Consider the following 16,933-nt stretch of genomic DNA (forward strand, 5'->3'; position numbering starts at 1 on the left):
AGGTCCGCGACGTCGTCGGTCTGTATCTCGATCCGCCGGAGAAGGCCCTGGTGCTCTGCGTGGACGAGAAGTCGCAGATCCAGGCCCTGGACCGGTCCCAGCCGGTCCTGCCGATGATGCCCGGTGTTCCCGAACGCCGCAGCCACGACTACGTCCGTGCCGGCACCACCACCCTCTTCGCCGCCCTCGAGGTCGCCACCGGCAAGATCATCGGCTCCCTCCACCGCCGCCACCGGGCAGCGGAGTTCAAGAAGTTCCTCGCGAAGCTGGACAAGGAGGTCCCGGCTGATCTCCAGGTTCATCTGATCCTGGACAACTACGCGACCCACAAGACGCCCGACATCAAGAAGTGGCTGCTGGCGCATCCCCGGTTCCACCTGCACTTCACACCGACCAGCGCGTCCTGGCTGAACCTGGTCGAGCGGTGGTTCGCCGAGCTGACCAGAAGAAGCTCAAGCGCGGCGTCCACCGCTCCGTCCAGGCCCTCGAACGCGACATCCGGGCCTGGCTCGCCGACTGGAACGAGCACCCCAGACCGTTCGTCTGGACGAAGACAGCCGACGAGATCCTCGACAAAGTCGCCGCCTACTGCCGACGAATCTCTGACTCAGATCACTAGAGCGTGTCACTTTGATCGGTTGGTCAGTTGATCGGAAATGTCCGTCCGATTAGTGATCACTGATGCGATGTGCGACCGGATCGAGCCGCTGATGCCGGCCGATCCGGTCTGCGGTCGGCGGTGGGCCGCTCACCGCCGCGCCTTGGAGGCCATCGCGTGGAAGTACCGCACCTGCTCGCGGCGGGACCTGCCGGACGAGCTCGGCTCGTTTCAGACCGCCCACAAGCGGTTGATCAGGTGGGCCGTGGACGGCACCTGGGAACGCATCCTTGCCGCGGTCCTGGCAGCGGCCGGCGACCCTGACGACATCGGCTGGACCGTGTCGGTGGACTCCACCGTCTGCCGTGCCCACCAGCACGCCGCCGGCGCCAGGAAAAAGGGGCTCCAGGCAGGACTGAATCCGACGACCACGCGCTCGGACGCTCCCGCGGCGGCCTGAGCACAAAAGTCCACCTCGCCAGCGACGGCCATGCACGGCCCCTCGCCGTCCGCGTCACCGCAGGCCAGGCGGGCGACGCACCGGCTTCGAGAGCGTCATGGCCGCCATCTGTGTTCCTCGCAGCGGACCCGGACGACCAAGGACCCGCCCGGACATCGTCCTGGCGGACCGCGCGGACTCATTCCGCGCGATCCGGAATCACCTTCGCCGACGCGGCATCCGCGCTGTCATTCCCCAGCCCTCCGACCAGATCAGCCACCGTCGGCGGCGAGGCGGCGCCGGCGGTCGCCCGCCGGCCTTCGACGCCGAGGCGTACAAGCAGCGCAACGCGGTCGAGCGCTGCATCAACCGGCTCAAGCAGTGGCGCGGCCTGGCCATGCGAACGGACAAGCTCGCCATCGCCTACCAAGTCGCACTCCACCTCGCGAGCACCTCATCTGGGCACGGCGACAACCCGCTCAGCGATCGACCACCCGGCGTGCGTCCGTCGGCCAGGATCCCGTACCAACGATGTGCTTCACGAGCCTGAACGCCTCACGGATGCGGACGGTGTCCTCGTCCGGGTACTCGTCGTCCTGCCCGTTGGAGAGGACGAACCCGTCACTCGATCTCTGAGCCCCGGGGTCCACGGCATGCTCGCCGGGATCGCCCTCTTCTTCGAATAGCATCACCATCGCGCGCTCGGTGTTCGTCACCAAGGCCAGCGATCGTCCGGACGAGCTGGTCAGCCATGCCTCAAGCTGCCCGCTGTCGATCCTCGACCGGAGCGCCTCCAACACCGTCTCGGACGACACAGGCACACGGCTGTCGTCACTGATCACCCAGGACTCGATCACGAGCACGACGATCTCACGGACGGTTCAAAGAGACACTCCCTAGTGGTCAGTGGCGGGAACTACGGAGCTTCCGGGTCTGGCCGGCACGCCGGCGTTTTCACCGCTCTGCTGGGGCCTGTTTGAGCTTCTTCAGCGTTGCTTTCCCAGGGTGAGGATGGCCTGGGGGCTGGCCTATTGACGGGAGTCGGTTAGGGCTGATGCGAGTTTTCCGGGAGATATGCCGGGCTTTGAGCCGTGCGGAGGCTCGTTCCACAGGTGAGCGGAGTCGGGCGTCGGACCGTTCACGGTAGGCGGATCCTGGGCCGACGCGTTCTGGCGGCCGCCCGGCCGCGCCGTTGCCATGGTAGTGGGCATATCCCGGTCCCCGGCCCCCAATTGGTTCGCCGCTGGCATACCGAGGCGATGCCGGCCTTGCCGACCGTTCCAGCCCCGCCCCGCACCCACCCTGCACCGAATGGATGCCGTGGTCGAGGCCCGTATCTGCCAGCTGCGGGCCGACCGCACGCTCGGTCCGGCACGGATCGGCTGGCCTAAACCTGCTTTTTGCCCGCCATCGCTATCAGGTCTACAGAGATGAGTAGCGATTTCTCTCGCTGCATTGAGGCACCAATGCGAGAATGGCAATTCTCAGTAATCTACAATTCACACCGTGCACTGGTTCGACAGGGACTGCAGTAGCGGATTGTCAAGAAATTATTCGCTGTAGAAAAACAATGGCATCCAGCGCGCCCCAAGCGCAGATATAAAGCAACCAGCCCTGCGATGAGATTTGGAGATAGCCAATGCACAACAAGGCACCCAAGAATCCGAGTAAAAGGTACAGGCCTGCCGCTCTAGCGCTGGTCTCCCTTGCGGTGTCCGCGCCATTTTCTTTTCCGGCAGCAGCTTCCAGCCCTTCCTTGATGGAGCCAAAGGAATACGTCGTCCGCGTCTCATTCAGGACTGCTCAGTTCACAAGCGATGAGTGCTCGATCGGCCAGTATAACTGCACGCAAATTTACGGCATGGTAAGCGCCAACAACTCCGACCTCACAGAAGGATGGCCAGTCCGCCGCATCGGGCTTGCGGATAGCGAATCCTGCTCGATCTCAGGCGGAGCAACGCTATGGAACGATCCCGTTGGTGGCTCTTGCCGGCGATGGGCAGATAATGTACAGACCTTCAATTTAGCAGAAACACTGGCCCGGACATGCACTTATGACGTATGCACTGGATCCTGGAAGAAGAAAAATAACAGCATTTTACTGCATGTGAAGCCCGGGCAGGCTATCAGGGCAGCTGCCACCTTCCGTGACTATGACGAACTGAGCTCTGATGATGTTTTCTGCAAGGCCGCGAACTGGAAAGGCCCTTTCACTGCCGATCAGCTCAAGAATCTGAATTCTACATATACGCTAACTAGCACATCCTCTGATGGAGGATGTCAGGTTCAATATCAGATCCAAACCGAGCAGTACATTTACTAGAACAGCGAGGTTCGTAATGAAAGTCAGCCTGGTCAACTGCATGCGAGGGGTCGCTGCCCTCGCTGTCGCTGGAGGTAGCATCGCATGGACCGGAGGGCCGGTGACTGCGTCTACAGTCCCACTTATTCCGGAAGCATACTTACTTGAGGTGGAGTTTGGAACGCTAACTCTGCAAACTGGATTCGACTGCGAGAATTCTAATCCATGGACGGAAGAGAACTGCAATCGAGCTGAAGTCTACGGTCAGATTAGTGTCAGCACAGGCGGAGGGGATTGGACCGCTCGCGATTTCGGCGATTTTGACGACCCCCCATGCCGCTCCTACTCGCCAGACGCGTGGAGCGATGCGAGCCGCTGTCCGCGCGCGGTATGGAAGGATCATTCATACAAGATGACAGACACAAAAATGTGTAATGTGGCTCCGATGGAGAACCCTCCGGTTTGGTGGCCTGAAGGAGGGATACCAAATTGTACAGACGGTGCCGGCTACGCCAAGGAACGCAATGTTCTGCAGATTAAAATCCGTCCCGGGGAATCGTTGCGAACTCGTATCAACGCCTTCGACTACGACGACCTCAGCGGCGACGACACTGTTTGCCGTGCATGGCGAGATTTTCCATCAATGTCCCACGAAGAGCTCCAAAAGCTTTCGGATTGGAAGGGCTGGATGATGTCTCCGGGATCCAGCCCTCAGGCTGGCGCCTGCTCTATTTCCATGCGAATACGAAAGATAGGACAATTTTACAAAATTAGCTAGACAATCACCAACTTCATTGGAACTTTGGACAGCAGAGGGAAAACCCCTGTTGGCCAGATGGTCATAGCGAGCAGCCTGCCCGCGTCCAAAGCCTCACTCGGTTGCGGGCTTCTGGGAAGTCCGCTTTGTTCGTCCGCTCGCTGCCGCGTTCGAAAGACGCGTGCTACTTTATGGTTGGTGCCGGATGGGTAGGGTCCGTCCCGTGATGCGGCCTGCCCCGCAAGAGGGACAGGCCGCCGGCGGCGCACCGCCGCGCCAGCCTGGCTGACCCGTCTACCGGCTCTACCCAATCAAGACTATGTCCATTCCCGCTTACCGAGGACGCCGGCCATCGAGGCCCGCTTCCAGTTCAGCCGGTGTCGCAGAAGAGCCGTGCGGCCGCGGGGCGCGTAGGTGCGGCGGACCTGCGGCAGCAGTGACACGCCCGATGCGTCGAGGAACACGATCCAGGCACATGTGTTCATGGCCCCTTTTTGATCCGCGGCCACTCGTGCGCGACCCAGCGGCCGATCTCCGGCTCGTCCCGCTCGACCGCCCGTCGTTCTGGCCGCTGCAGACTCCATCCGAGCCGGCCGGTCAGCAGCCGCCACACCGAGGCCCGCGACAGGACCACTCCGGTCACCCGCTCGACCACAGGCCGACCCGTTCCAGGATCCACGGATCGGCCTCGAAACCATGCGTCTGGGGCCCTGTTCCAGCGCGGTCCGCACCTGCTCGACCTGGGCATCGTCCAGCTTGGGCGGACGCCCGGTGGCCGGGCGCCGGCGCAGAGCATCGGCGTCGTTCCTCTCCCAGACGCGTTTCCACCGCCGCACACTCTCCTCGCTGACACCGAGCATCCGCGTGATCTCAGCACCCGAACGTCCCTGGTCGAACAACTCAGCCGCCCGCACACGCCGGGCCTCGGCCGACTGCGGCCGTGTCAAAGGAGGAACCACAGGCGAAGGCTTGAAAGACACCGCATCAGGATCCCATCAGCAACTCCACCGCACCCACCGAACTTACGAAAATTAAGAAAAGGTAAGACGTTTCTTTCGGATCATCTTGCCGACCAGATGAAGATGGCGGCGATGTGGAGTCCGGCGAGGTAGATGGTGGCGGTCTTGTCGTAGCGGGTGGCAAGGCCACGCCATCGCTCGAGCCTGTTGATGCAGCGTTCGACGGTGCTCCGCTGCTTGTAGGCCTCGCGGTCGAAGGCCGGTGGTCTGCCACCCCGGCTGCCGAGGCGCTTGCGATGGGCGGCCTGGTCGGAGGGCTGTGGGATCACGGCCCGGATCCCGCGCCTGCGGAGATGGGTTCGGATCGCGTGGGACGAGTAGGCCTTGTCGGCCAGGACCACCTCCGGCGTGATCCTGGGCCGGCCAATGGCTCAGGGCACCCGTAAGCGGGCCATGACCTCGGGGAACGCCGGCGCGTCACCTGCCTGGCCGGGCGTGAGGACGAACGCGAGCGGCCGGCAGCGGCTGTCCGCGGCGAGGTAGATCTTGGTGGTCAGTCCGCCGCGGGACCGTCCGAGGGCATGGTCGTCCGGCTCGCCGGCCGGGGCCCCTTTTGACGGGCCCCGGCCGCGTGCTGATGAGCCCGGACGATGGTGGAGTCGACCGAGACGACCCAGTCGAGGTCGCCTTCGGCGTCGGCCTGGGCGAGCAGAGCGGTGAACACGCGCTCCCAGTACGGCTGGCCGCTTCGGCGGGCCGCCGAGCGCTTCCAGGTCTCACCCACGACCGCCCAGCGGTGGGCCGACCGCTACCGGGCATCCGGTCAGGCCGGCATGTCCGACCGCTCCAGCCGGCCACACCTCAGCCCGCGCCGGACACCGACGCGGACCGAGCGCCGGATCATCAAGGTCCGGCTCACCCGCCGGTGGGGTCCGGCCCGCATCGCGCACCTGCTGCACCTGGTGCCCTCGACCGTGCACCGGGTCCTGACCCGGTTCGGCCTGGCCCGCCTGTCCCACCTGCACCGGGCCACCGGCCGGCCCATACGCCGCTACGAACGGGACCGGCCCGGCGAGCTGGTCCACGTCGACATCAAGAAGCTCGGGAACATCCCCGACGGCGGCGGCCACAAGACCCTCGGCCGTCAGGCCGGACGAAAGAACCGTGCCAACGCCGAAGACGCGACCCTGCCCACACTCCTGGCCTTCCTTCGACCTCGCAACCGCCCTCCGCTGCTACAAACGACTTCTCCGCCTCACCACATAGGACACCCCTTAGCCCGCCTGGATCTGCAAGCCGCTGTCGCTGAGCTGCGCACGGCCTTTAGTTCCAAGCTTTCGATAAACATTGCTGAGATGGGCCTCCACCGTCTTGGTCGTGATGAATAGCTGTTGAGCGATATCGCGATTTCCCCGGCCCTGGGCGGCAAGTTCCGCGATTCTACGTTCGCTCGGGGTAAGTGCTTCGAGACCTGTGACGGCGGAACGGCGAGGCTTGATGCCAGCTGCGCGGAGTTCGGCCTTGGCCTGCTCAGCGAGTGGTGCTGCATGCAACGTCTGTGCCAGCTTCAACGCGCTGCTGAGATGGAGACGGGCCTCCCGAGGCGTTCCCGTGCGGCGCAACATCGCACCGAGAGCCGTAAGTGACTTGGCGTATTCAAGTCGTGCGGGCGAAGACCTCAGAACGCTGACGGACTCACTGAGAAGACTCAGTTTGCGCTCTCTGCTGTTTTCGAGGAGACCTGCGACACGCAGAGAGCGTCCGAGCGCACGCGGTGAGCCCCAGGAGCGAGCGAGCTCCAGTTCCTGGTTTGCATAATCTTGAGCTTCATCGGCTCGATGCAGAGCATGAAGGCTCAATGCTGCCTCCGAACGCCAGGCGACGTACGCTGGATTGGTAGCACCGATATCGGCCAGACGTCTTCCAGCTTCCAGGGCACTTTCCAGGGCTCCTATGTGATTTTCTTGCGCTGCCCACAGACGCGCACGACTGTCGAGAAAATAGAACCAGGTACCAAATGGCGGCAAGGGATCAGGAGCATTTGTCCATTCTAGGGCCTCTCTCGCGTCGGCCAGATGGCCTTGCTCGGTAAGCACATCTGTCAAATAGGGGCCGATTTGGAGTCGCGCGACGTCCACCTGCGCTGACTCGGCTGCCTCCTTAGCTGCTCGCAGATCATCCTCGGCTTCCTGCAGTTCCCCTCTCCAGAGCCATCCCAACCCGCGGAACACAAGCGCAGCTGTGAGTGCATACGTTGATCCCGCCTCGTGGGCGCGGGCTATGGCAAGATCGAGGCTGATCATCGCTTCCTCACAATCAGCCGCCAGTAGCGCTACCCACGCGTGTACCATACCAACATCAGCGTTTGATTTCTCTATGAGTAGATTGTCAGCGAGCGCTCGACGGGCACGCTCCACTGCACTGGGAGCGCTCAGTACAATAGTGTCGTGAGAAGCGATAACTCCGTCTAGCATCCTGCTGCCGACGTTCGCTTTTGGTTCAACGGCTCGCAAAGTCGTCAGAAGGTCGCGAAATCCTGCGGGTTGAGGGCGAATAAATAGCCATTCCGCCTGAACAATGCCGCTATACAGACGGGCTGTCAGCTCGGCGTGTGTGGGTCCAACCCACTCCAGAGCTTGATGATAGAGAGACACTGCCTCTTCGGAACGCCCCAAGTAAAACCACACTCGACCGAGCAAGTATGCTATCTCGGCGCGTTCCTCGAGCGACTCCGTGAGCTCAAGTGCTTCCTGCAGGTACTCGGCAGCCGCAGGCAAGTCAACGAGGCCCGCCACTCGGCCCAGCTCATTCAAAAGGGTACGTCGAGCTGCCACAGACAGAGCCCCGTGCAAACCCTGTTGCAGATATTTCAGGGCAATTTCTGGCGCACCGCGAACCATGGCATGGGATGCCGCCTCACGCAGAACTTCCTGAGTCCACTTTTCTTCAACCGTTGGAACTCGCAATAGGTGGATTGCGATACGTTCGGGCTCGGCATTCACCGATTTCAAAATGGCGGCAGCATTCCGATGTGCTTGAATACGCTCTGCGGAGGTCAGCGTCTCATAAACTGCCGCCTGAACCAAGGGGTGGACGTATGAAATCTGCCAGTGCGACTCAGCATGTGACGTACGATCCACTATAAAGAGCTCTGCTATCTCGAGTTCTTGGACTGCTGCCAGTGCCGACGACTCGGATATGTCAGCTAGGGCTGCTCCCCTTCCGAGAAGCTCCTGCCCACCCATTACAGCGATGCCACGTGCCAGAGCCACACTTTCGGGCGCCAGGCTTCCTATCCACCGTCGCACCCGGCGCCCGACCGCGTCCACCGCTAGGTCAGCCACCACATCGACGTTTTCGGCTATTGGTTCGACACCTCTCAGTCGCAATTCTGCCGCAACCTCTTGAAGTAGCATCGGATTGCCCGAAGAAGCGTTCGCGCAGGCCGCTATGAAGACAGGATCCGACGCCACGGAAAGAACCTTTCGGATGATTTTTCCACTGGCATCTTCACTAAGGGGAGGTAGCTTTATGATTTGCCCTGACTGAGAAGTTGCGATCCGCCTGAAGGAAGAGGTCGAGTGAGGTTCCCATTGCCTGAAAGCTCCGAGAAGCAATACTCCCGTCTCTTCTAGGCGCGGCAGTAGGTAGGTCAGGAAATTCAATGACGTCTCATCCACCCAATGAAGATCATCGATAATCAGCATCAATGGATCTTGGTGGGCGAGATTAGAAACCAGCCAGTACAAGCTGTAAAGCGCACTCAGGTCTCCAACCGGCTCCTGCGCCGAGTCGACAGCCCCCAGAATCGTCATAGCTGGGGCTGCTCGACCACTAAGCATTACCTTCTGCTTCTGAGTGTCTGCACCGAAGACTTCCGATTCAAAGAGTTGACGCACAGCGCCGAATGGGTACTCCCGTTCCAGCTCGGACCCTCTGGCTGTTAGAACGTGAATTCCTGCCGTCTCCCCCATCTCCTTAGCGTAAGCAAGAATCTGGCTTTTCCCCATTCCTGCTCCGCCCTCGATGCCAACGAAGGATCCGCTACCCTTCTTCAGCAGCTGAAGCGCATGTTCCAGCGCTTCCAACTCTTCCTCGCGCTCCAACAGGACGTTAGGTTCCATAGCACAAGCATGCTCTCTCGTTACACGAGTGCAAGCCCACGGTCTTTTTCCCGGCTCTTTAGGACTTGTCGCGGGCTGCCCGAGCCGCTACTCATCCTTCACGGCTCGTCTGGCCCGATCATGTTTTCCCGCCTCGACCGTGCACCGGATGTCTCCGCCATGGCCTGAACCGCCTGGCCTGGCTCGACCGGCCCACCCGCGAACCGATCCGCCGCTACGAACGCGCCAGGCCCGGCGAACTGGCCACGTCGACATCAAGAAACTCGGCAACATCCCCGACGCGGCAGATGCCGAACCGTCGGCAGAACCGCCGACGACCACAACCATCACCGAGCGCAAAAGCAGCCCGCCGGTGATCGGCTACGGCTACCTCCACTCGGCCGGTCGACGGCCACTCCCGCCTGGCTTACAGCGAAGTACCCCCAATCGGGCCGGCTGGGCCATGCTGGCACGGGTCATCGGTCTCCTGCCATCGAACCGTAGGGCTGGTGGCCGTCACCGGGTCGGCAGGGTGGTCAAGACTGTGACGGTGCCTGTTGCGAAGGCCGCTGACTTGTTGAATCGAGCGCAGACGCTCGGTCTGCAGCCGTAGCGTCCAGGGTGTCGGTCGGCACGGGCCCGCAGTGCTCCTTGCCGCCTCTGGGCTGGCTCACCGATAGCGTGCCGCCGCCGGCCGACACCCACGCGGTGTGGGTCGACAGAGGCATGAGGACGACACGATGACTTTAAGTCAGGGTGCCCATCGCATTCCCGTTCCTGTCTCATCGAGTGCGAGGGCAGCAGCCTGTGATCCTGATCGGTGTCGATCCCCACAAGTCGTCCCACACCGCCGTCGCCGTCGATGCCGCCGGCCGTCAGGTGGCCAAGCGCCGGTTCGTCGTCAATGCAGGCACCTTCCGCCAGCCGATGCGCTGGTACGAGCAGTGGCCCGATCGCCGATTCGCCGTCGAAGGCGCCGGCGGCCTGGGCCGCTCGCTCGCCCAGCAGCTGGCTGCTGCGGGTGAGAACATGGTCGACGTGCCCTCCCCCCTCTCGTCCCGTGCCCGGCTGCCACGCTGCACACGCGTTTTCGCAGGTGGGCGGCGGACGGCACGTTCGACCGGATGCTGCGGGCCGCCCAGGCGAAGGCGGACGCGGCAGGCGACGTCGAGTGGCTGGTGTCGGTCGACTCCACCGTCGTCCGGGCTCACCAGCATGGGGCCGGGGCTCGAAAAGGAGGCTCCTCGATCCGGCCCTCGACCGGTCCCGAGGCGGTCTGACCAGCAAAATCCATCTGGCCTGTGACGGGCGGGGCCGTCCGCTCGCGTCGTGGTGACGGGCGGCAACACCAACGACTGCACCCGGTTCACCGCCGTGATGGAGGCGATCCGGATGCCTCGCCTCGGACCGGGACGGCCGCGGGTCCGGCCCGATCATGTTCTGGGCGACAAGGGTTACAGCTCGAAGGCGATCCGCGCCTGACTCCGCCGCCGCGGCATCCCGCACACGATTCCCGAGCGGGCCGACCAGGTCCGCAACCGGGCCCGCCGCGGCAGCCGCGGAGGCCGCCCGCCGGCCTTCGACCGCGAGGCATACAAACACCGCAACGTCGTGGAACGCTTCTTCAACCGGCTGAAGCAGTGGCGCGGGATCGCCACCCGGTACGACAAGACCGCCGAGTCCTACGAAGCCGCTGTCGCCTCGCGTCACTGCTGATGTGGGCGTGACATTTGACGACAGAACCTAGAAGCCGGCGGTGGGCGGGGGTTTGTCGACTCGCGTGGCAGCGCCTACCTGCAGCCAGAGACCTCGAGCGACCTGGCAGACTTCCTCACGCGGTTGAAGTATGCGGCTTTGCCGCAACCGGCTCAGCGGACGGGACCCGCCTCTCACTCCTCGAGCGGATCCTTTGCCTGCCAGATCCAGCACCCAATACTCAGGCTCAGGCTGCGGCGGTGGCCGGGCCGCTTGCTTTCGCCTTCGTGGACGTTCATGACGCCGTCAAAACTTGAGCGAGTTCAGCACGGGTGGTGATGTCGAGTTTACGATAGGAGTTGGACAGGTGTACTTCAACAGTTTTCGGGGTGACATAAAGGGATTGTGCGATTTCTCGGTTTGAGGCGCCTTGCGCAGCCATTTCAGCCACTCGCCGCTCACTGGGCGTAAGGGCATCGGGCCCCGTGAGAGCGGTGTGGCGGGGGCGCCCGCCCGCCGCTGCGAGCTGGCTGCGTGCCCTTTCAGCGAGAGGGGAGGCGCCGCATCGGGTGGCCACATCGAGTGCTTGCCGCAGAGGGGGACGAGCGCCTTGCCGTTCACCTTCATGGCAAAGCTCTGCGCCTAGATCGACTAGGGCGCTGGCATAGGCAAGACGTGCCGGGGACTCTTTCAATACAGCTACAGCCTCACGAAGCGCCTTAAGACCTTCGCCTCCGCCTATCACGAGGCCACAAACTCGCAGGGCACTACCCAAAGATCGCTTGGCCCCCCACTTGCGAGCCCATTGCAGGTCTTCGTTGGCATAGTGCAAAGCTTCGGTGCCTCGGTCCAAGGCGTGCAGGCAAAGTGCGGCTTCAGAACGCCATGCTACTAGGGGGGATGTGTTGGGGCCATGGGGAGCAAACCGGTGTCCGCTGGCGATTGCTGACGCGAGCGCTTGCTGAGGCTGCTCCTGCAGGCGCAGTAGCCGTGCACGCGTCTTTAGGAGCCACCCATAAGCCCCGGAGTTGGGTACAGGGCCGGACGGGTGGGCGGCGTCCAGGACTTTCTGCGCCTCATCTAGGCGGCCTTGATCAATTAGAGATTCACCGAGCTGGCTTGCGGCGAAAGGTTGGAATATGTGAACACGGGTGAGGTTCATAAGCTGGAGAGACTCACGAGTGTCAGATTCTGCCTCGTCGAGCTGTCCACAAGCGTTCCAGACCAGCCCTCGCCAAGCGTAGACGTGTGCAAGCGCTGTCAACGAGCCGTTAAGTTGCGCCAACCGCACCGCTTCGTCCAGGCTACTTATAGCTAGATCGATATCATCGCTTCCTACAAGAACTAGGCATGCCGTGAGCAATGGGATTTCCCCATTGGCCTGCTGTACAAGAACACCATCAGCAATTCCGCGCCTACTGCGCTGTATCGCTCTGGGATCGCAAGTCAGCATCTCGTGCAGCGCAAGAACAGAGTCGAGAGAACGACCCCCGACACCGTCGTGCGGCTTGAGCTGCTGTAGATGAGGGTAACGCCCCGCGAGGTGCTGGAGATCCAGATCGGTCAAAGGTGCTTGAGCAATTCCCGCTTCCAGCCTTCGGCGAAGGTCAATCTCTTCCGGAGGCAACGCCTCTGCCGCTGCCTCCAAAATGTCGACAGCCTCTCGTCCTCTCATCAGAAACAACAGTACTTGCCCCAGCATGTGCGCGACCTGCGCCCGTTGGCGGGGATCGACTGTCAGGCTGAGTGCTTCCTGTAGATACGGGGCTGCTCTCGAGAAATCGACCTGTCGGCTTGCGGCACCGGCTTCAATCAGGACATCGCGTCGCTTGCTGTTATCAATGGGTTCCAGCAGACACCGATGCAGGTAATCGGCTGCCGTGTCCGCCGCTCCGCGGGCTAGCGCCTGAGTAGCTGCGCTCCTCAACACGTCCGCTGACCAGCCCTCGCCGACCGGAGGCAGCCTGAGCAAGTGAGCTGCAATGCGCTCGGGTTCCGCTCCAGCCTCTGTTAGCAGCCGCGCCGCCTGTTCATGTCCTTGGTGCTGCCCCTCCAGCGTCAGTTCGGCATAGATTGCAGCCCGCACCACTGGGTGTACAAAGTGCATTGGTTCTGTAGGATGCAGAATCTGTGCCTTTGCCAGTTCAGAGGCGGCTCTGCTGGCAGCCGTATAACTCAGGTCGGCAAGATCCGCGCAATGGCGCAACTCACTTCCATCACCTAGTATCGCGGCGGCCTGCGCCAGACTGACGGAATCAGAAGAGAGTCGCGACATTCGCAGTACGACCATTCGCGCCACCGCGCTGGCTCCCAGGTAGCGCAGCCGTGGAACATTACTTTGGGTAGGGTTCACTCTTTCGGAAACGAGCGTATTTATAAGCTGACGCAGAAGTAGCGGGTTACCTCCCGTTTCGGTGTGGCATGCTGCGCTGAACTCTTCCTCGACTTCCTCTGCCAGCTCCTGCTTCAAGAGCTGGGCGGTAGCTTTTTCACTTAGTGGAGCAGGCAGTATAATTTCGCTCAGCTGATCCGTGATAATCTGCGTTATCAGGAGATCGCTAGGGTCCACGTTTTCTGGTCTCAATGTGAGAATCAGCTTTACAGAAAGCCCTTCCAGGCGGGGAAGTAGATACAAGAGCCATCGCAGTGACGGGGCATCGCACCATTGCAGGTCATCGATCGTCACTAGTATTTGGCTACGGGCAGTAAGATTCACCAAGACCCAGTACAGGCCATGCAGGGTTGCGAAGGAAGCGGCATCCGCACCCTGGTCAGGAGGATTTGATACTCCTGGGAGGAAAAGAGCGCTAGCTGCACTGGCAGGTCCAGCCAAAATAGCAGCTCGTTCTGCTTCTCCCGTGGCGGCGAGAGCCGGTTCCAACAGTTGTCGAACTACCCCGTAAACAAATCCCTGCTCGAGTTCCGAACACCGCGCACTAAGCAGGACACACCCGGAAGACCCGCCCATAACCTGCGCCTCCTGCAGCAGGCGGGTCTTGCCTATCCCTGCCGGCCCTTCAAGTATGAGGAGTCTTTTTCGCGGAAAATCATTCACCTCATGGAGGAAATCTCGCAGCTGGGAATTCTCGGACTCTCGCTCTAGTAGCTCCATTACATACCGCCTTTAGGAGCTTTCTCTCTGTGCAGGATCGCGGTGTGATCTCCTGCGGCACGTCTTGTTGGCCATCTTAGACCGTGTCGTACATGGCTGGTCGTCTGTTGGGCTGGTCATGGGGAGTGGACGGTGGGGATGGATCGTTCCGGACGGATTGGGGGAGATAGCCGAGCCGTTGCTGCCGTCCGCTCGCGTGCGGCCGCAAGGCGGCGGGGTGGCGAACATCGACGATGAGGCGGTGTTCGCCGCGATCGTCTACGTGCTGCTCAGTGGCTGCGCGTGGCGGGCCCTGCCGCCGTGCTTCGGGGCATCGAAGTCGACCGTCCACCGCCGGTTCCTGATCTGGTCCCGTGCCGGGGTCTGGGGCCGGCCGCACCAGAAGGTGCTCGAGCTCCTTGACGGCCACGGCCTGATCGACCTGTCCCGGGCGGTCCTCAACTCCGCTCACGTCCGCGCTAAAAAGTGCCCCTATGGTTTTCGTCAAGCGGTAGCGATCTTGGGCGGTTCGTAGAAGGTGCCGTCCCGAAGCATGGCGAAGAGGACATCGATGCGGCGTCGGGCCAGGCAGACGAGGGCTGCGACGTGGTGCTTCCCCTCCCGTCGTTTCCTGTCGTAGTAGGCGCGTGAGTCGGGCTGGGACAGCGAGGCGAACGCGGCGAGGTAGAAGGCTCGTTTGAGCTGTTTGTTGCCTCGCCGGGCCGGATGCTCGCCACGTATGGAGGAGCCGGACCGGCGGGTGGCGGGTGCCAGGCCGGCGTAGGCGGCGAGGTGGCCTGCGGTGGCGAAGCCGATGCCGTCACCGACGTCGATCAGGATGCGGGCCGCGGTCCTGACCCCGATGCCGGGCATGGAGGTTAGGACCTGCGAAAGAGGGTGTGCCTCCAGTAGTTCCTCGATCCTGGCGGCCAGGAGCCGGCGCTGGTCGAGCACGGCGGTGAGCGAGGAGGCCAGGCTGGGGACGATCAGCGCCGCAGCGTCGGTGCCGGGCACGGCATTGAGTCCTCCACCCGGTTGGGTCGGCATCGCTGGACGATCGAGCGCACGATGTCCTGGCTGGGCGGCTGTCGCCGTCTGCACCGCCGCTACGAACGCAAGGCTGAGCACTTCCTGGCCTTCACCGCCATCGCCTGCACCCTCATCTGCTACCGCAGACTCACCAAATGAGATGACGTCTTAGGAAAGTTGTGGCACGGTGCCTGCCGCTCATCCCCAGTTCGTATGCAAGTGACAACATGCCTGTTGGAGCACATGACGCGTTCGTAACAGAGAAGCCGCGACGGCCTGGTCCCTTGCGCGCATGGCTTGCGCAGCCGCTGCGGCAAGTTCGCTGATGAGGCCTCTTACAGCTGCTGCAAGGTGAGGGATCCAGGACTTGTAAACTCGGCGGTCGATTGCTGAGCCGGGCCGACTATGGGTGCGTTGGCGTGCGTGGACCAGCCATCGATCGCATGACATGGCAGCCCGGACTGGTCTTAGCCGCTGCTCAGTACACGAAGTGAGTTGAAGGTGATGCTTACGGGCGTTATCTCCCGGCAGAAGCATCAAGTTGTGGTGACAAAACAGAAGGGCATCTATTAGAAGGCTGCACCATCGCCGCAGGCTATCTGTTTGCGTGGGCACTCTTCCTGGACCGCCTGCAGCCTGGTGAACTACCCACCAAAGTTGGTCACGCGCCTCCTCCTCTGTCTTTGAGTGTGCGCTCCTCGCGCCCAAGGCGGGCCTCCTCGGTCTTTCAGCTGAGCACCTGCGCCCAGTCCTTACATTGAAGCAATATTATGCAAAAGGCGCCCCGCCGAACATGACAGAAGCCTTTATAATCAACCGACTCTGCAATTTGAGCAAGAAGCGGCAGCGGAAGACATATATAAGTAGGTTAATTAACTGCACATTCCGCGCCTTTCTGTCGTGCGCATTTATGCTACGACGAGAAGCCTATTTGTTCCTACCACTTCATTGAGCGTATGGTTGCACATCATCCCAACCCCCTGAGGAGATGCCATGAGCAGCGAGTACTCTAGTCTCGGGCCTCGATTCCGGGTACGCCTCACACGGCTTGAGACTCCGATCTCCGCCGCAGGCTTTTTGTGGCTGACATTTTTGGCGGGGCCTTGATTTCCCAGGTTATCGCAAGCGTGCCAAGCAATCGGCTAGAGCGAATGGCCTGGGGGTGGTGTCGCCGACTCTGCCCTGTTCTCCCGCAGCTACGGCGAAGAGATGCAGCGTTGGACTGTGTTGCGCTGCTTGTAGGCCTCGCGGTCGAAGGCCGGTGGTCTGCCACCCCGGCTGCCGAGGCGCTTGCGATGGGCGGCCTGGTCGGAGGGCTGTGGGATCACGGCCCGGATCCCGCGCCTGCGGAGATGGGTTCGGATCGCGTGGGACGAGTAGGCCTTGTCGGCCAGGACCACCTCCGGCGTGATCCTGGGCCGGCCAATGGCTCAGGGCACCCGTAAGCGGGCCATGACCTCGGGGAACGCCGGCGCGTCACCTGCCTGGCCGGGCGTGAGGACGAACGCGAGCGGCCGGCAGCGGCTGTCCGCGGCGAGGTAGATGTGGTGGTAGTCCGCCGCGGGACCGTCCGAGGGGGGCATGGTCGTCCGGTTCGCCGAGACGACCCAGTCGAGGTCGCCTTCGGCGTCGGCCTGGGCGAGCAGATGAACACCCGCTCCCAGGTTCCGTCGGCGGCCCACTTCCGCAGCCGGTCGTGGGCGCCCTTCCACGAGCCGAAGTGCTCGGGCTTCACCTGGCGGTGATCGCGCCACCGGCCACCCCGCTTCGGTGTCCGGTCCGGCCGCAACGGCTCGATCCTCACCCACTGGGCGCCAGCCGACGACACACATCAACCAACGATCAGATGATCCGGAGGAAACGGCCTAGGGTCTGTTGTGAAAGTGCTGATCACAGCCACTCGTTGATGGCTGCGACCAGCACGGTCGCTTCGTAGCGGACGGCGAGTTTGTCGTACCTG

At 62.3% G+C, this 16,933-nt stretch carries 6 protein-coding genes and 11 pseudogenes; 8 read left to right on the forward strand and 9 right to left on the reverse strand.

Features of this window, described 5'->3' with window-relative positions; translation table 11 throughout:
• Positions 1 to 619: pseudogene (locus ACIGXE_RS36560) on the forward strand (IS630 family transposase); the annotation flags it as partial.
• A gap of 37 nt (positions 620 to 656) precedes the next feature.
• Positions 657 to 1,520 (forward strand): annotated as a pseudogene (locus ACIGXE_RS36565) (IS5 family transposase); the annotation flags it as partial.
• Here the strand turns inward: ACIGXE_RS36565 and ACIGXE_RS36570 are convergent.
• A complete protein-coding gene (locus ACIGXE_RS36570) occupies positions 1,517 to 1,894 on the reverse strand; it encodes a hypothetical protein (protein WP_399754455.1) in 378 nt (125 codons plus the stop codon). The pseudogene ACIGXE_RS36565 and the gene ACIGXE_RS36570 sit on opposite strands and share 4 nt — an antisense overlap.
• A 782-nt stretch (positions 1,895 to 2,676) precedes the next feature.
• Between ACIGXE_RS36570 and ACIGXE_RS36575 the strand changes: the two genes are divergently transcribed.
• A complete protein-coding gene (locus ACIGXE_RS36575; RefSeq protein ID WP_399754457.1) occupies positions 2,677 to 3,360 on the forward strand; it encodes a hypothetical protein in 684 nt (227 codons plus the stop codon).
• A 1,053-nt stretch (positions 3,361 to 4,413) separates the two neighbouring features.
• Here ACIGXE_RS36575 and ACIGXE_RS36580 read toward each other — a convergent pair.
• The 4 genes and pseudogenes from ACIGXE_RS36580 to ACIGXE_RS36595 form a co-directional block, all read right to left on the reverse strand.
• On the reverse strand, positions 4,414 to 4,581 hold the full coding sequence (locus ACIGXE_RS36580) for a hypothetical protein (protein WP_399754464.1): 168 nt from the start codon (positions 4,579 to 4,581) through the stop codon (positions 4,414 to 4,416).
• Entirely contained in the window at positions 4,578 to 4,892 is a 315-nt protein-coding gene (locus ACIGXE_RS36585; protein ID WP_399754462.1) for a winged helix-turn-helix domain-containing protein, read from the reverse strand. The genes ACIGXE_RS36580 and ACIGXE_RS36585 overlap by 4 nt, the downstream gene beginning before the upstream one ends.
• Before the next feature lie 4 nt (positions 4,893 to 4,896).
• Positions 4,897 to 5,076 (reverse strand): annotated as a pseudogene (locus ACIGXE_RS36590) (helix-turn-helix domain-containing protein); the annotation flags it as partial.
• An 80-nt stretch (positions 5,077 to 5,156) separates the two neighbouring features.
• Positions 5,157 to 5,779 (reverse strand): annotated as a pseudogene (locus ACIGXE_RS36595) (IS5 family transposase); the annotation flags it as partial.
• Between the two features lie 13 nt (positions 5,780 to 5,792).
• Here ACIGXE_RS36595 and ACIGXE_RS36600 point away from each other — a divergent pair.
• Positions 5,793 to 6,218, forward strand: a pseudogene (locus ACIGXE_RS36600) (helix-turn-helix domain-containing protein); the annotation flags it as partial.
• Positions 6,219 to 6,329: 111 nt separating this feature from the next.
• Here ACIGXE_RS36600 and ACIGXE_RS36605 read toward each other — a convergent pair.
• A complete protein-coding gene (locus tag ACIGXE_RS36605; RefSeq protein WP_399754459.1) occupies positions 6,330 to 9,179 on the reverse strand; it encodes an ATP-binding protein in 2,850 nt (949 codons plus the stop codon).
• Positions 9,180 to 9,306: 127 nt separating this feature from the next.
• Here ACIGXE_RS36605 and ACIGXE_RS36610 point away from each other — a divergent pair.
• Positions 9,307 to 9,463 (forward strand): annotated as a pseudogene (locus tag ACIGXE_RS36610) (IS481 family transposase); the annotation flags it as partial.
• 759 nt (positions 9,464 to 10,222) lie between these two features.
• A pseudogene (locus ACIGXE_RS36615) lies at positions 10,223 to 10,885 on the forward strand (IS5 family transposase); the annotation flags it as partial.
• Between the two features lie 263 nt (positions 10,886 to 11,148).
• Here ACIGXE_RS36615 and ACIGXE_RS36620 read toward each other — a convergent pair.
• On the reverse strand, positions 11,149 to 13,965 hold the full coding sequence (locus tag ACIGXE_RS36620; protein WP_399754461.1) for a helix-turn-helix transcriptional regulator: 2,817 nt from the start codon (positions 13,963 to 13,965) through the stop codon (positions 11,149 to 11,151).
• A 118-nt stretch (positions 13,966 to 14,083) separates the two neighbouring features.
• Between ACIGXE_RS36620 and ACIGXE_RS36625 the strand changes: the two are divergent.
• Positions 14,084 to 14,431 (forward strand): annotated as a pseudogene (locus ACIGXE_RS36625) (transposase); the annotation flags it as partial.
• Positions 14,432 to 14,448: 17 nt separating this feature from the next.
• Here the strand turns inward: ACIGXE_RS36625 and ACIGXE_RS36630 are convergent.
• Positions 14,449 to 14,958 (reverse strand): annotated as a pseudogene (locus tag ACIGXE_RS36630) (transposase); the annotation flags it as partial.
• Between ACIGXE_RS36630 and ACIGXE_RS36635 the strand changes: the two are divergent.
• Positions 14,950 to 15,132 (forward strand): annotated as a pseudogene (locus ACIGXE_RS36635) (transposase); the annotation flags it as partial. The pseudogenes ACIGXE_RS36630 and ACIGXE_RS36635 sit on opposite strands and share 9 nt — an antisense overlap.
• Before the next feature lie 1,046 nt (positions 15,133 to 16,178).
• Here ACIGXE_RS36635 and ACIGXE_RS36640 read toward each other — a convergent pair.
• A pseudogene (locus ACIGXE_RS36640) lies at positions 16,179 to 16,599 on the reverse strand (transposase); the annotation flags it as partial.
• Between the last annotated feature and the right edge of the window lie 334 nt (positions 16,600 to 16,933).

Source organism: Streptomyces sp. NPDC053431 (assembly GCF_044544925.1).
GTDB lineage: Bacteria > Actinomycetota > Actinomycetes > Streptomycetales > Streptomycetaceae > Streptomyces.